Annotated in this window: 19 protein-coding genes and 1 pseudogene; 5 read left to right on the top strand and 15 right to left on the bottom strand. The window is 44.5% G+C overall.

Going from position 1 to position 12,152, the window contains the following annotated elements:
• Positions 1-36: 36 nt before the first annotated feature.
• The 3 genes and pseudogenes from KP77_RS04695 to KP77_RS04705 form a co-directional block, all read right to left on the bottom strand.
• Positions 37-642 carry an NUDIX hydrolase gene (locus tag KP77_RS04695; protein ID WP_041121545.1) on the bottom strand — a complete coding sequence of 202 codons (606 nt, stop codon included), beginning with the start codon at positions 640-642 and terminating at the stop codon, positions 37-39.
• A pseudogene (locus tag KP77_RS04700) lies at positions 624-1,138 on the bottom strand (NUDIX hydrolase). The gene KP77_RS04695 and the pseudogene KP77_RS04700 overlap by 19 nt, the downstream one beginning before the upstream one ends.
• Positions 1,131-1,664, bottom strand: a complete 534-nt coding sequence (locus KP77_RS04705; protein WP_041121546.1) for a histidine phosphatase family protein — start codon at positions 1,662-1,664, stop codon at positions 1,131-1,133. The pseudogene KP77_RS04700 and the gene KP77_RS04705 overlap by 8 nt, the downstream one beginning before the upstream one ends.
• 169 nt (positions 1,665-1,833) lie before the next feature.
• On the opposite strand from KP77_RS04705, the gene KP77_RS04710 reads away from it, so the two are divergent.
• From KP77_RS04710 to KP77_RS04720, 3 genes are read left to right on the top strand one after another with little or no spacing between them, the layout of a single operon-like run.
• The gene (locus KP77_RS04710) at positions 1,834-2,259 is read left to right on the top strand and encodes a DMT family transporter (RefSeq protein ID WP_041121547.1); all 426 of its coding nucleotides are present in this window, start codon (positions 1,834-1,836) and stop codon (positions 2,257-2,259) included.
• Positions 2,260-2,270: 11 nt separating this feature from the next.
• Entirely contained in the window at positions 2,271-2,948 is a 678-nt protein-coding gene (locus tag KP77_RS04715; protein WP_235420667.1) for a Crp/Fnr family transcriptional regulator, read from the top strand.
• Positions 2,948-3,448: a DMT family transporter gene (locus KP77_RS04720; protein WP_041121548.1), complete on the top strand. Its 501-nt coding sequence runs from the start codon at positions 2,948-2,950 to the stop codon at positions 3,446-3,448. Before KP77_RS04715 ends, KP77_RS04720 begins: the two co-directional genes overlap by 1 nt.
• Before the next feature lie 157 nt (positions 3,449-3,605).
• Here the strand turns inward: KP77_RS04720 and KP77_RS04725 are convergent, their stop codons facing one another.
• From KP77_RS04725 to KP77_RS04755, 7 genes are all read right to left on the bottom strand, one after another.
• Positions 3,606-4,055, bottom strand: a complete 450-nt coding sequence (locus KP77_RS04725) for an effector binding domain-containing protein (protein WP_041121549.1) — start codon at positions 4,053-4,055, stop codon at positions 3,606-3,608.
• Between the two features lie 213 nt (positions 4,056-4,268).
• Positions 4,269-4,772 carry a GNAT family N-acetyltransferase gene (locus KP77_RS04730; RefSeq protein WP_041121550.1) on the bottom strand — a complete coding sequence of 168 codons (504 nt, stop codon included), beginning with the start codon at positions 4,770-4,772 and terminating at the stop codon, positions 4,269-4,271.
• A gap of 4 nt (positions 4,773-4,776) precedes the next feature.
• Complete coding sequence (locus KP77_RS04735) at positions 4,777-5,763, bottom strand: glutathione S-transferase family protein (protein WP_200889049.1); 987 nt, start codon at positions 5,761-5,763, stop codon at positions 4,777-4,779.
• Between the two features lie 81 nt (positions 5,764-5,844).
• The gene (locus KP77_RS04740) at positions 5,845-6,324 is read right to left on the bottom strand and encodes a GNAT family N-acetyltransferase (protein ID WP_052473972.1); all 480 of its coding nucleotides are present in this window, start codon (positions 6,322-6,324) and stop codon (positions 5,845-5,847) included.
• Positions 6,318-6,893 carry a hypothetical protein gene (locus tag KP77_RS04745; protein ID WP_041121552.1) on the bottom strand — a complete coding sequence of 192 codons (576 nt, stop codon included), beginning with the start codon at positions 6,891-6,893 and terminating at the stop codon, positions 6,318-6,320. Before KP77_RS04745 ends, KP77_RS04740 begins: the two co-directional genes overlap by 7 nt.
• Positions 6,894-6,899: 6 nt before the next feature.
• The gene (locus tag KP77_RS04750; protein WP_041121553.1) at positions 6,900-7,274 is read right to left on the bottom strand and encodes a DnaJ family domain-containing protein; all 375 of its coding nucleotides are present in this window, start codon (positions 7,272-7,274) and stop codon (positions 6,900-6,902) included.
• A gap of 82 nt (positions 7,275-7,356) precedes the next feature.
• Complete coding sequence (locus KP77_RS04755; protein ID WP_041121554.1) at positions 7,357-7,920, bottom strand: helix-turn-helix domain-containing protein; 564 nt, start codon at positions 7,918-7,920, stop codon at positions 7,357-7,359.
• A 100-nt stretch (positions 7,921-8,020) separates the two neighbouring features.
• Here KP77_RS04755 and KP77_RS04760 point away from each other — a divergent pair, with 100 nt between their 5' ends.
• On the top strand, positions 8,021-8,983 hold the full coding sequence (locus KP77_RS04760; protein ID WP_041121555.1) for a DMT family transporter: 963 nt from the start codon (positions 8,021-8,023) through the stop codon (positions 8,981-8,983).
• 107 nt (positions 8,984-9,090) lie between these two features.
• Here the strand turns inward: KP77_RS04760 and KP77_RS04765 are convergent, their stop codons facing one another.
• The 5 genes from KP77_RS04765 to KP77_RS04780 are packed head-to-tail and all read right to left on the bottom strand — an operon-like array spanning position 9,091 to position 11,510.
• Entirely contained in the window at positions 9,091-9,957 is an 867-nt protein-coding gene (locus KP77_RS04765) for an aminoglycoside 6-adenylyltransferase (RefSeq protein ID WP_041121556.1), read from the bottom strand.
• Positions 9,954-10,151: a DUF4083 domain-containing protein gene (locus KP77_RS04770; protein WP_041121557.1), complete on the bottom strand. Its 198-nt coding sequence runs from the start codon at positions 10,149-10,151 to the stop codon at positions 9,954-9,956. Before KP77_RS04770 ends, KP77_RS04765 begins: the two co-directional genes overlap by 4 nt.
• A gap of 14 nt (positions 10,152-10,165) precedes the next feature.
• Entirely contained in the window at positions 10,166-10,321 is a 156-nt protein-coding gene (locus KP77_RS18085; protein WP_160289501.1) for a hypothetical protein, read from the bottom strand.
• 7 nt (positions 10,322-10,328) lie between these two features.
• Entirely contained in the window at positions 10,329-11,048 is a 720-nt protein-coding gene (locus KP77_RS04775; RefSeq protein WP_041121558.1) for an MOSC domain-containing protein, read from the bottom strand.
• A 21-nt stretch (positions 11,049-11,069) separates the two neighbouring features.
• On the bottom strand, positions 11,070-11,510 hold the full coding sequence (locus KP77_RS04780) for an NUDIX domain-containing protein (protein ID WP_041121559.1): 441 nt from the start codon (positions 11,508-11,510) through the stop codon (positions 11,070-11,072).
• A 164-nt stretch (positions 11,511-11,674) separates the two neighbouring features.
• Here KP77_RS04780 and KP77_RS04785 point away from each other — a divergent pair, with 164 nt between their 5' ends.
• Positions 11,675-12,139, top strand: a complete 465-nt coding sequence (locus tag KP77_RS04785) for a hypothetical protein (protein ID WP_041121560.1) — start codon at positions 11,675-11,677, stop codon at positions 12,137-12,139.
• Positions 12,140-12,152: the final 13 nt, after the last annotated feature.

Genomic DNA, 12,152 nt, shown 5'->3' on the forward strand with positions numbered 1-12,152 from the left:
TGAAAATGAATATGTTTATTTGTTTTAAAGTTGATTTCATCTGTATTGATCAATCCGCTCAAGCACAGCCAGATAAAATTCTGCCTGATGTGGAACAAAAGACGCCTGACTGACCATCTCGTCTACCTTCACTTTTTCTCCATCCTTGACCTTAAATCCCTCTATCCTGACCTCATCACATCCATCCTTACAGAGACTGCGAAATGCCTCAAAATCAATTCTGACAATACCGGCTACTTCATCCTGTTCAAGCGTAAAATGCTCATCCGTAAAAGCACCTATCAAAAGAAATGTATGGGCAAATTCGCGGTCAATAAATCCTTTTCTTTCAGCTGCACATTCAATAATACCAAGTGACTGAAGCTGTGCAAAAGGAACCCTGATGCCAATCTCTTCTTCCACCTCTCTGATCCCGTCTTCCACTGTCTCACTAGCAAGCAGGTGACCCGCAGCAGTGATATCCAAAAGGCCGGGATAATCTTTTTTCTCTTCACTCCGCAGCTGAAAATAGAGTGAATCCTCTTCCACCAGCCAGCAATGAAACGTTTCATGCCAGAAGCCTTTTTCATGAACCTCTGATCTTGTTTTTTCACCTATGTATTCGTGCTGCTCATTAAATATTTTCAATCGCTCCGATTCCATGGGGCCTCCTCAAGCTGATCAATTAACCGCCAGTCCTTGTAAACGACCGGTTCCACTGAGAATCGTTTATTTTTGATCCAGTTGAATGCTTCAACCACTAAAGGTGATGCCTGGTCCTGTACAGCCTCTTCTTCTGATATCCATGCTGTGCCCAGCGCGTCCTGCCCATCAAACTGAATGGGCACAGCAAGCTCACCCTCAACCTGCTCACCTCATAGAAAACCGCGATATGGTGAACGTGAGTGTGCTGTTTCCATGACCAGGGAAGCTTAAAATCTGCTGTGCCGATCTGGTTTTTACGAATCACTTTCAAACCAGTCTCTTCAGCGAATTCACGCTGCAGCGCCTCTGTAAGACCTTCTCCCTCTTCAGGACTTCCACCTGGCAGGTCGTATCTGTTCCGGTAAGGACCGCGGCTTTTCCTGATCACAAGCAGTTTATCGTTAGATACATATAACCCGTATACACCAAAAGCTCTGTGCCAGGAATTATTCATGCCACACCCGCTTCACCGTCTTCTTTTCGCTGTCAAACATATATACATCCGGATTACTCAGTCTTTGCCAGCCACCAAACCCGAATCCGGCATCATACTTACTCAGGAAATGGGACAGGATCCCACCGTGCGTTACAATCAGCGTCGTACCTTTCTTTTTGCTTTCAGCCTCTACCACTTCAGATAATCTCTCTTCTGCCGCTCTTGCTGATTCCCCACCTTCAAACACAAGCTCCGTATCCGAAAATGACTGCTCAAGCTTTTCAAGCCAGTCCGGCAGAATGTCAGCACTCAATACTCTTTCTGAGAGATGCGGATGAATCTGTATGTCCAACCCTTTACTTTCTGCTAATGGCTGAATAGAATCAACCGCTCTTTTAAATGGACTTGCAATGATACGCCTCACTTCCATCTCTTTAAAAAAGCGCATTAATGACGCTGCCTGATTGCCTCCTTCTTCTGTTAAAGGGGCTCCGGGTTCCTGACCTTCAGCCTGGCAGTGTCTGATCAGATATACTTTTGACATGACCTCACTCCTCTTCACACATTTCTTTTCAGTATACAGCATTTTTTTCCAACATTTAAAATGAGCCTTTACTTCATTTTATTAATCCTTCACACTGATTGGGACATATGTCCTTTTGAAGGCATGTGTTGCGTTATACAGTTGTCCTGACAGAAAGGTGGAGAAGCAAATGAAAGGTGTTCTCTTTGCACTGGCAGGCGGATTTTTTCTGACCTTTCAAAGTGTAGCGAATGCAACAATCAGTAATCAGATCGGAACGTGGCAGGCTGCTGCGATGACACAGCTCACAGGCTTTGTCCTTGCGATCATAATTGTACTTATATTAAGAGACCGCACATATAAAGACCTCGGGCAGGTGCCAAAGCTGTATGCCTCAGGCGGCGCACTTGCTGCGATTGTTCTTTTCAGTAACATCACAGCCGTGCATCTGATGGGGGTCACACTCACGATCGGTATTTTCCTCATCGCACAGCTCGTCGCAGCCATTATCATTGACCGGTTCGGCTGGTTCGACATGTTGAAAAAGAATATCAGCACCACACAGATTATCGGGGTTGGCCTGATGATTGCAGGTGTGATCGTGCTGAAAGTCTAGGAGATGAGGATATGATGGAACAGCTTTCACATTATCTTAACGAATATAAACTCGACCAGCTTTTTACCGGTCCGGTCTGTAAAGAGATGATGCTTCAGACTTATCAAGCCGGGCAGCGTCTATTTTCGCAGGGTGAACGGTCAGACAGAATGCACCTTTTAGTTGAAGGAAAACTCAAAGTATCTATGCTGACCCCCGAAGGAAAACGGCTGATCCTGGCATTTAAAACGCCGCTTGATATCGTCGGCGATATTGAATATGTCCGGGACTGCCCATTAATTAATACAGTAGAGAGCGTCATGGAAACAACCGTGATTGAAATTCCGTATTCAATCCTCAGAAAAGAAATGGCTCATCATGCTCCATGGCTGCAATTTCTCCTTGATACGGTCACAAAGAAATTTGAAATGAAGTCACATACGATGAATTTCAACCTGCTGTACCCGGTTGACGTTCGTCTCGCAAGTTACCTGCTTTCGATGACACCGGTTCAGCCAGTGATTACCTCTGCATCCCTGATTGATATCGCAGACCTGATCGGCACGAGTTATAGACATCTAAACCGTGTGCTGCAGCAATTTCAGCAGGACGGATGGATTGATAAAAAGCGTGGATCAATTGAAATTAAAAATCGCCGCGCCTTACTTGAACTTGCCGGCGAAAACATTTATGAAAAGGAGGCGTTCTGATGGTTATCGGTATTTTACTTGCACTGTTAGGCGGCACGCTTGTATGCCTTCAAAATACATTCAACGCAAATGTAAAAAAACAGGTCAGCGTCTGGTCGACGACGATGCTTGTTCTTGCACTCGGATTCCTTGCTTCATTTGCAGCCGGGCTCGCGTTTGAAGGCACTGCCTTATTCAGCTTCAATGCAGAGCCATGGTTCTGGTTCAGCGGAGTCGTTGGCGTTGGTGTTGTGGCCTGCGTCACACAGGGGGTTCAATCACTCGGACCCAGCCGTGCGATCTCACTCGTTATGGTCTCCCAGATCTTCTTTGGACTCGTGTGGGATTCACTCGGATGGTTCGGACTTGAACAGGTCCCCTTTACACTCCAATCATTTTTAGGCGTACTCCTGATCTCAGGCGGAGTGCTGCTATTTCAGCTGGGACCTGCAATGGAAGAAAAAGTACGCGGACGAAAAAGGCAGACTGGGGCAAGTCGTACGGTGAAGGTGAATGGTTGATTAAGCAGGGGGCACAGCTCCGTCCCTCTGTGCCTCACAAAAAAGAATACTGCCTCACATCAATCTGGTACAATTTTACTATTCCCCTTTTTATGGGACGTTCCGCTGCTGAATTCGTTTCTCCTAACCTTAAGCGACAGTAGTGAAAGCTCAACTATTATGAGTTTCTTTTTAAAGGCAGATAAACCTTTACGTTTTCTCCTTCCGGCTGAGGATGATAGGTTTCTACGATGAAATCCTCTTCTTTTCTGGTATGTCCCTCTGCTCGGATCCAATCATTTAATTTTTGATGCAGCTCACTGATATGATTTATGTTCCCTTCAGTTACAGCATATTTTTCAGAAATCTTTATAACAGTAAGCTCCTCTGGAATTTCCCTTGGTAGTTCGTCTGTCAACACACCTACATAAAAAACCCCCTCTGCTTCAACATCACCAGCGCAAGGTTCAAATACCCCTGCTTCTGTCCCCTTATGATAAGGGGTATCATCAATTTTTCTTAAAAGAACTGAAGCAAGTGAAGGTACTTCAAGACTGAAATTTTTAAACTTACTTTTTCCTTTTAAACCGATCAATTTAAATGTTTTATTTTCTACTTTAGCTTCCATTTCAGGTCCCCCTCGAATATTCATCATTAAATGATTCGTTTTCCACAACAGAAACCCCTTTTTATCCCAAACAAAAAAGCCGTTGATCGCGACTTTTTTGTTTGAAGTTATATAGGTCATATTTCACTATTCTACGAACAAGGTTGATTATTCTTTGAAACTCATACAAATTTCTCTGAACATCACCGTTCAAACGCCTAACATCCGTAAGCGTCAAATCAGCTTCCTGAAAGCCTTCACTATAATCCCGTCATCAGCCGGCTCAAAATCGTATTCAGGCATCCGCTCAAAGCCATATTTCCCCTGATAAAGCGCGATCGCTCCATCCATGAAAGATCCTGTATGCAGTCCAATTGCATCGTACCCTTTTGCCTTTGCACGACTGATGCATTCATCGATCAGCGCTGAAGCAATACCCTGTCCGCGTGCATTGCGATCAACGGCGAGCACTCTGATTTCGGGATAATCCATCTCGTCTACATAGCCTTCATACGCATCCGTTTTAGCAGGAAACAGTGCCACACTGCCAAAAATCACGTCATTTACTTCTGCAACGATCAGATCCACATTTTCCTGCTGATCCGCATCGGATGAAATCGCTTTTTTCAGCGCTTCCCAATGCTCAGCCGGGATTTTTCCAATATGATCTTCATAAGCTTTTACACGTTGCTCACGAATGAATGACAGCTCTTCTTTACTCGCATCACGAATTATCATATGCCTATTCCTCCTCAAACCGCAGAAACTTATCTGATGTGCCGAGTTTCTCCCGGTCATGCGGCTCATTCCAGACGGTCAGATCAGGTCCTTTTGGCAGAATACGTGTTTCAGACTGATCAGGATTTATGGTGATTGATACATGATAATGCTCTTTAATCGCATCAAATTCAGTCGTATCACCAAAGCCTTCTGTCTGATAAAGATCACGTGCATACCCCCACAGATTCGGAAACTCACGCAGCAGATTGCGGTTTGTATTAAAGCCGTTATAATACGCCGCATCAAATCGGGCCAGCGTTGTATACAGTCTCACATCAGAATCCGTAATAAAATCCCCATGAAGAAAACGGCGGTCGGCAAGACGGACTTCCAGGGCATCAAGCCGTTCAAAAAGTGTATCAAAGGCAGCTTCATAAGCCTCCTGAGACTGCGCAAAACCACATTTATAGACTCCATTATTCACTTCATGAAAAACCACGTCATTCAATTCATCTATCTCTTCACGTAAGTGCTCAGGATAAAGGTTCGGCGCATTTTCTTTATGGAATGGACGCCAGACCGTTTCAAAATAATTCGTCATGTTAAAATAATCATTGTTCACTGCCTTTTTCGTCTGCAGATCGACCATCACCGGTACAGTTGGCCGCCCATCATAATCAGGATCAGCGTTGAAGTAGACGTCGCTTACATATTCAACATCAAGCACCGGGTCACGGTCACCATCGTCTAGAGTAAATGCCCAATCCACACGGCCAATTCTCGGGCGGAGCGGACTCGCTTTACCGAGGCTGATTGCATTTTCGAGTCCAAGCACCCTGCGCACAATCACCTGACGATGCGCCCACGGGCATGCCGCCGACCATAGTAACCTGTAACGGCCGCTTTCAACAGGCAAGTCACCTTCACCGCTGCCAAACGGCGTAACAAAACGATTAATCTGTCTTTTAAATGAACCATCCTTACTGATTTCAGCAGGCTTTTTTGACATCCAAATCCCTCTTCCCTTTTCAGAATTTTCAGATCTGTCACTGTTATCTCATTTCCGGGTAAAACAATCAAGAATGTTGGACTAAAGGATGCGCTGGCTCTTTAATTTCTTAAAATGCGAGTAATGGCAATCGCTATCAGCCTTCAAGAAACCATGCTTTTCATAGAAGTGTGCGGCTTTTACAGTGTCAGTGAACAGCACAACTTTATCGAAATGATCAGCAGATAAAGTAAGAATACGCGCAAGAAGAATGGCTCCGACACTTTTCCCCCGCTCAGCACCCCTGACATAAAAACGCCTGAGCCTGCCAATCGCTTCATCATCTGCTGACTCCTGACGATTGATCCCACCGATCGCGATCACTTCACTGTTCAGGTTTGTTATGTACCAAAGCCCATCCCCTTCTAAAGAAAAGCGGTTAAGTCCACTATCATAATCATCCTTCAGCCTTTGCAGAAAACGAAAACCTTTCGACAGGCTTTCTTCTATCAGGCTGCTGATATCCGGCAAAGGATCTGCAGGATTTACTCTATGTATATGAATATCACTGTTATTCAACATTTCCCACACTCCACACAGCGCCGGTCCTGATCATGCTCTCCGTAGATTCTGAGCTCTTTTTCAATCCCGCAACTTTGACATGCTTCGAAATAAATCTGTGGAATCAAGCCGGCATCAGCCTCAGGCACCCACTCCTGTTCATACCGCTTTTTCGTCATGCCATAATCAATGAATATGAGACGCCCGTTATCATCCATACCAAAGTTCCCGCTGTCCTTCAGATCAAAACTGTCAAACTCACAGTCCAGCAGCTCAATCAGTTTGAGATGTTCAGAAGTCAGCCTTTGATCCTCATTAGAAAGGTCATATGTTTGAAAATCCTTCAGTGCAAGCGGACTCGCAAATGCCTGAACAGCATATTCCTCATACACTTCCATCATCTGTGCAAAAAATGACTGATACCCAAGACGCTCCATTACCTGATAGATCAGCTTCTCCTGCATCGACTGCTCATAGCCGATCGGATGGAGATGGACTTTAATCACTTTGTCTCCTGCACGATACACTTTTCTCGTAGATCCGATACCGAGAAAATTCTCTTCTGAACAATAATCTTTCCAGTTTTCCAACTTCCCTTACCCCCAGATCCGTCTTGCAGTCTCCAGATCGTCTGCGGACACAGGCATCTTTTGAAGTGACGGCGGACAGGATTTATTATGTTCAGCAATTTTCTTGTTAATCTTTGACACTTCTTTTTTCATATGAGCTGTCTCCAGATTTTCAAGACCCTGGAGCCTGTCGCTGATCTCATGCTGGAGCTTCAGCCATTGCGGCTTATATCCTGCATCCTTTGCGATTTTTTGAAAATGCTGAAACGTATCTCCGGAGAAATATTCTTTCGGAATCTTTTCTCCTGTCCCTTTCAGGTTGTCCATCCCGCCGGTTTTTGAATAGTCTTTTAAAATATCACCAATCAGATCATTCTTAGGCTGCTGTTCAAAATCACTCATTTGACACACCCTTTCATTTTTCCTTTTTTAGCATAACACACCCCTTTTAAAATAATCTGACTATTCACTAATTCTCCATAACTCAGATGGTGTAAATCATGACAAAGTGCAATACTGCTATTTCTTTCGACCGGTTGATATAGGCGTGTTTTTGATCCGCGTTGAATTTGATCGAATCAAACCGCTCCAGTTCATACTCTTCTTCTCCCACCCGGACAGTCACCACTCCCTCCATCACCGTAATATATTCCTTTACACCAGGCTGATGGGCATCCGCTTCATACACAGCTTCTGGATTCAGGTACCCTTTATGCGACTCAATTGATCCCTGCACCTGCGTTGTGAAAATCGGTTCTAGTTTAAGTGACTGATTTTCACTCAGTACGCTGTTTCCACTTTTTTTAAGCAGAGTGACTTCCTGGTTTTCGACCAGCAATGAGGAGATCGGGATCCGAAGACCATTTGCCACCTTCCATATAATCGCCAGTGAAGGGTTCGCTTCTCCGCGTTCAATTTTGCCGAGTGTTAATTTGCTGACTCCTGTCAGGTCAGCCAGGTTTTCCAGCGTCAGTTCTCTTTCTTTTCTCAGTTTCCTCAATATTTTACCGACCTGTTTTGTGAATTGATCCGGACTGATGTGTTCCAATGATTTTCCTCCTATTTCTAAAAAAGCTTGCACTAATCACCAAAAAGTATATTATAGTATACATTATATCATTAATCGGATACTGAAAGAGGTGTTTTCAATGAAGGCTCTGCTGATTGGTGTACTGTCCTGTATGTTTTTTGTTGTCACCTTTGTATTGAACCGCTCTATGGAAATGGATGGCGGCAACTGGCTGTGGAGCGCATCACTACGCTTTATCTTTATGACGCCGTTTTTAGTCGGAATTGTATGGATGAGGGGTAACTTAAAAGAATTGTTCAGCGAAATGAGGAAGAATCCGCTGGAATGGATCACATGGAGCATCGTTGGATTTGTTTTATTTTACGCACCTCTTACCTATGTAGCAGCGTACGGTCCCGGCTGGCTGGTTGCGGGCACGTGGCAATTTACAATTGTAGCCGGACTTTTACTGGCACCTCTTTTTTTGAGAGTAGACGGCAGTAGGCACGCAATTCAACTGAGAGCTTTACTTATTTCGTGTATCATTCTGACCGGCGTCATACTGATACAGGTTCAGCAGGCTGATGAGTTGAGTGCAGGTGCGTTATTTATCGGTGCACTGCCTGTGATTGTGGCAGCATTTTGTTATCCGTTAGGCAACCGTAAAATGATGGAGCTCTGCGGAGACCGCCTTGATACATTTCAGCGGATACTCGGCATGACACTCGCAAGTCTTCCTGTCTGGCTGATCTTAAGCACGATCGGCCTTATTCAGACTGGTCCGCCATCATCAGGTCAAGTCCTGCAGACTTTTATCGTCGCAGTCAGCTCCGGCATTATCGCGACAACTCTGTTTTTTATCGCAACGAACAGTGTACGCCAGGATCAGGGAAAACTTGCGGCAGTTGAAGCTACACAGGCGACTCAGGTGCTTTTTGTGATTGCAGGTGAAGCATTGATCTTATCGAGTCCACTGCCAACAGGCACAGCTTCTGCCGGGATCGGACTGATTGTCGTTGGAATCATTATACATACGTTAAATATGAGGATAGCTGGCCGCCGGGTGGCTGTTGTAGCGGAGCGTTCAGGAAATAACAGGTGACGTTCAGGAGATTTACAGGGTGGTGCAGAAGATTTCACGGCAGGTTCATGAAATTTGCGGGGTGGTTCAGGAGAGCGTGACTATGTACCTAACCGCCCCACCCATGTTCAAAAAATTTCCCCTGCATCCTTTGGAAGCGTCCGCACGCGTCCCACATAATGCAGTATCGCTTTTTCATCTTCAACAGGATAATGATAGCCTGTCCGTTCAGCTACTTTTCTGCCAAGAAGGCCAAACAGCTCAGCCGCTGCATCCACGGCTTCCCACGTATCTTCTTCATATGTCCGCTGATACAGCCGCCAATAAGATTCCGGTAAATATCGCTTGAAATACTTCCCCATTTTACCCGCGGATACCCGGTAATCGTGTTCTCCACCAATCCACCATTCAATGACCTGATCAAGCGCAGCACGCGTCGTCAGTTCATACATATGACGCGCATACGGCAGTTCGTCGCGCCATAATCCTTTCGCGACATTCTGCAGGCACCACCAAAAATCATTTGTTATACTGTTGAACTCCCCTTTTGAAGGCCTTTTCACATGATAATCCACATCAGAAGCTTCAGGAATCTTCGGTAAGAGACCGTCCTTATCCAAAATCGGAATCGTCAGCGAATCTTCCTTATATGCTCTCTTCATATACTCAATAGTCTGATAAGAAAGATCAATCCGGTTCCCGTCATCAAAAAGCATGAGAAAAGCATATCGACCTGAATCCGTTTCAAGACCCTTTCCTGCATCAAGTGCGTCCGGCTGCTGCATCATCAGAAGGGTCCCGAAGTGATTGATCCATGACTGATCTTCTATAAAAGGCTTAATATCACGCATCACATACACAATATCGAAGTCTTGAAAAATGTCTTTCGGCGCATTTGGATTCGTACGTGAACCATTCATATAGACAGCACGGATCCGCTCATCATGTTCCGCAAAATGTAAGATCAGCTCCATTATTTCATGTGCAGATCTCATTTTCTATCTTCCCTGTCTTCAAGAAGCTCAATAATCCGGTCAAGCTTCTCATTCGTATCCTCTGACTTTCTATTTTGTACAGTTCTCGTTATGAGCATCCTTCTAATAAATAAACTGAATGAAACTACAAACAAAACAAGCAGACCAATCATCATGATTTGAAAAATGATATCTCCTGTACTAAAGTCCCCCATTAAATCTCTCCTCTCTAATAGAAACTCCATAAGACCCCAGCCCGGTACCATACACTCATCACGAGAAAAACCGTACTGAATGTGACCAACACGGCTGGCAGTTTTGAACGGTAATAGACAAGCGCCAGGCCAACTGTCATATGTACAAAAAAGAATATAAAGATATTCATGATAGAGCTACTCCTCAACCATCACAATCTCATCGCCAACAGACACAGTACCTGTCTGCCTGATCGTCGCATACATACCAAAATTGTTCCCGTGCTTTTGATACACTGTTTTCAATACAAGCGGATCAATCGCTGTTGTTGCTGGGTCAATATTAATGATGCTGCAGCGCTCACAAGGCCTGACAATTTCAATTTCAGCTGTGCCGATCTGCACTTTCTTCCCTGCCAGATGTTCTTCTGAAAATGCCACGTCACCAGACAGTGACACAACAAAGTTGGGCCGGAACCGTCTCCAGTCAATCTGCTTTCCGGTTTCACCTTCCAGTGCTGTAATAGATGCTTCATTGACGATCAGAATATGCTCTTCCTCAATTGCCCCGAGCGGCACGTGCTGTGGTGTATGTACTTCTTTTGAGAGAGCCTTGCCGGCAAGCTGCTGAAATTCTTCAAGACACCTGTCTTCATGCCAGTAAAAGCTCCGCCCATCCGGTGCAGTAATCTTTACTGCCGGATAACTGTCATCTGATTCGTCCCCTTCCAATGCAGCCAAATACCCGACCATTTTTGGATTCTGAGTAGCTGTGTGATAGCGTTCACCTTCTAAAAAAGCATGACTTCTATCTCCATACACACCATATGACATCAGCCTGGTTTCAGATACCTCTTCACCACTCAGCGATTTGACAGGATGACGGATAATCGTATGTAATTGTCCGATTGTCTTCATGCGTGTTCCTCCTTGTAAAGTTTAATTCACATCTCCAAGATAGACAGCGTTCTTGTCAGTTTCCTGAATAACACGAATCAGTGCCTTAGGATAAATTCTGTACTGATGAAGTTCTTTAATCGGAAGCCACTCAATACCGGTCTGGTTTGCATCAAGTAAAACCGGCTCTTTCGCTTCTCCTGTCACGCTACATTGAAAATACGACTCAATCTGATGGACATGCGCATCAAATGCAGCATATTCATGGTTTTTCCCTATGTATTCTCTTACGTATAACAATTCTCCAGGTTTCACAGTCAAACCTGTTTCTTCCATACATTCTCTTATGCATGCTTCATGCATCGTTTCTCCGTCTTCCTGTCCGCCCCCGGGAAAAATATAAAATGCACCCTGCTCGTCTTCATTTTTTGTTAATAGAACTGAATTCCCTTTTATAATTAATGCCTTTGTAGAATGTCTCATGACTGCTCTCTCCCTTGTCAGTTACTACGTTCAACCATACCACAATTCTCAGCCATTATTTTCTTCAATTATGTTACCATTGTCAGTAGCAGACTGATTCGTTCAAATGGTTATTCAGACCATGATGCATTAATTCCGTCCGAAACCACTCTAAGGGAGCTAATATGAAAAAGATCACCCTAAAAAAACTGACGATCCCTCTACTGATTCTTTCACTGGCAGCTGCCATCTTTTTTGGATTTCAGTATTACACACAGAAACAGGAAATCTATTATCAGGCCCATCAAATGACGCAGAATCATCTTAAACATCTCGATCAGTTCCTGGATTATCAGGAATCTTTAATTGACGAAGAATGGACAGCAGCGCAGCAAAAGGAGTATGACACCAGGTTTGAGGCGCTTGAATTACATAGTGGGGGAACAAGTATATATATCGACCTGAATGATCCGGAAATGACAAAGGATCGCTTAGCATACCGGGATATTGTCATTGAAGCTTATCATTTCCAAGAAGCAGCAACACTTGAAGAACGTACATGGCACCACGTGAACATGCTGAAGCTGCGCGGAGATCTTCAGTCTTACTTTGACTATTTGCAGGAAAACCATTCTCCGCCTGAAGCTTAAAAAACAGCATTCG

The organism is Jeotgalibacillus alimentarius (genome assembly GCF_000829445.1).
GTDB lineage: Bacteria > Bacillota > Bacilli > Bacillales > Jeotgalibacillaceae > Jeotgalibacillus > Jeotgalibacillus alimentarius.

Bases quoted from the DNA above. Each gene is read 5' to 3' on its own strand.
- KP77_RS04695 (WP_041121545.1), bottom strand. From the start codon at position 642: ATGGAATCGGAGCGATTGAAAATATTTAATGAGCAGCACGAATACATA.
- KP77_RS04705 (WP_041121546.1), bottom strand. From the start codon at position 1,664: ATGTCAAAAGTATATCTGATCAGACACTGCCAGGCTGAAGGTCAGGAA.
- KP77_RS04710 (WP_041121547.1), top strand. From the start codon at position 1,834: ATGAAAGGTGTTCTCTTTGCACTGGCAGGCGGATTTTTTCTGACCTTT.
- KP77_RS04715 (WP_235420667.1), top strand. From the start codon at position 2,271: ATGATGGAACAGCTTTCACATTATCTTAACGAATATAAACTCGACCAG.
- KP77_RS04720 (WP_041121548.1), top strand. From the start codon at position 2,948: ATGGTTATCGGTATTTTACTTGCACTGTTAGGCGGCACGCTTGTATGC.
- KP77_RS04725 (WP_041121549.1), bottom strand. From the start codon at position 4,055: ATGGAAGCTAAAGTAGAAAATAAAACATTTAAATTGATCGGTTTAAAA.
- KP77_RS04730 (WP_041121550.1), bottom strand. From the start codon at position 4,772: ATGATAATTCGTGATGCGAGTAAAGAAGAGCTGTCATTCATTCGTGAG.
- KP77_RS04735 (WP_200889049.1), bottom strand. From the start codon at position 5,763: ATGTCAAAAAAGCCTGCTGAAATCAGTAAGGATGGTTCATTTAAAAGA.
- KP77_RS04740 (WP_052473972.1), bottom strand. From the start codon at position 6,324: ATGTTGAATAACAGTGATATTCATATACATAGAGTAAATCCTGCAGAT.
- KP77_RS04750 (WP_041121553.1), bottom strand. From the start codon at position 7,274: ATGAGTGATTTTGAACAGCAGCCTAAGAATGATCTGATTGGTGATATT.
- KP77_RS04760 (WP_041121555.1), top strand. From the start codon at position 8,021: ATGAAGGCTCTGCTGATTGGTGTACTGTCCTGTATGTTTTTTGTTGTC.
- KP77_RS04765 (WP_041121556.1), bottom strand. From the start codon at position 9,957: ATGAGATCTGCACATGAAATAATGGAGCTGATCTTACATTTTGCGGAA.
- KP77_RS04770 (WP_041121557.1), bottom strand. From the start codon at position 10,151: ATGGGGGACTTTAGTACAGGAGATATCATTTTTCAAATCATGATGATT.
- KP77_RS18085 (WP_160289501.1), bottom strand. From the start codon at position 10,321: ATGAATATCTTTATATTCTTTTTTGTACATATGACAGTTGGCCTGGCG.
- KP77_RS04775 (WP_041121558.1), bottom strand. From the start codon at position 11,048: ATGAAGACAATCGGACAATTACATACGATTATCCGTCATCCTGTCAAA.
- KP77_RS04780 (WP_041121559.1), bottom strand. From the start codon at position 11,510: ATGAGACATTCTACAAAGGCATTAATTATAAAAGGGAATTCAGTTCTA.
- KP77_RS04785 (WP_041121560.1), top strand. From the start codon at position 11,675: ATGAAAAAGATCACCCTAAAAAAACTGACGATCCCTCTACTGATTCTT.